A 1,034-nucleotide genomic window follows, 5' to 3' on the forward strand; every position below is an offset into this window, starting at 1 on the left:
CTCCAGCCTCAACCTTTGCCGACACCCTCAATGCCGTGGTGGCGAAGGTCAACGAGACCCAGGAGCAGGAGGATGTCGTCACCGAAGCATATGAACGGGGCGAAACCACCGACATTGCAACCGTCGCGCTCATCCAGAGCCGTGCATCCATTACTTTCGAGGCGACGCTGCAAGTCCGGAACAAGCTGCTGTCTGCATATCGAGACATCATGAACATGCCGATCGGATGACGATCGCGAAGATAACTAAGGCGGTATTGGTATGATTGTCGGCACAAGGCCACGATTCAAGCAGATTATTGTCGAGGTTTGGAAGCCTCTCACGATCCTGTTCGTGTGGGACGTGGCGGTGACGGCATTCCACATGATGACCCCGATCAAGGAACCGCCTTTGCCGACGGCGCTGTTCGGCACTGCCATCGCGCTCTTCATGGGGTTTCGGACCAACGCCGCTTATGCACGCTGGTGGGAAGCGCGAACTCTTTGGGGCGCGCTCATCAATGCCTCGCGCAGCTTGGCCCGGATCACGCGCAGCCTGACCAAGGGGGAACCCGAGGGCAGTGAGATGCGGCACAACATCATCCTGCGGCAGATCGCCTTTGCGCACTCGATGCGCTGCCAGCTTCGCCGACAGTCGCCCTATGAAGAGATTGCCCGGGTCGCTGGAACGGAAGTCGCCGATATGGCGGTCGCCCGCCTGAACCCTGCCAACGCGCTCCTGGAGGACATATCGGGCATTTACGCCGACGCGCTCGCGGAAGGTCGGATCACCGAAATCCAGCAGGCAACTGTGGAGCGCGTCCTGATCGACATCGCCAATGCGCAGGGCGGCATGGAGCGGATCAAGAACACGCCGCTGCCCAATGGCTTTCGGTTCTTCCCGAACCTCTTCACGCGTGTGTTCTGCGTGCCGCTCCCGATCGCGCTGGTCGAATCCCTGGGCCTTGCCACGCCGATCGGATCGACGCTGATCGGACTCGTCTTCCTCGCGGTGCTGAGCATCGGCGAGGATCTGACCGATCCGTTCGCCAATAG

General features: G+C 60.5%; 2 protein-coding genes. Both read left to right on the forward strand.

What is annotated here, in order from left to right; genetic code table 11:
• The coding region (fliE, locus tag AC4PG8_RS13895; protein ID WP_492170467.1) for a flagellar hook-basal body complex protein FliE at positions 1-230 on the forward strand (230 nt) is incomplete at its 5' end.
• Between the two features lie 31 nt (positions 231-261).
• A partial coding sequence (locus AC4PG8_RS13900; RefSeq protein ID WP_492170468.1) for a bestrophin family protein occupies positions 262-1,034 on the forward strand: 773 nt, incomplete at its 3' end.

It is taken from the genome of Listeria sp. MAN/IMW/UF555 (genome assembly GCF_058684075.1).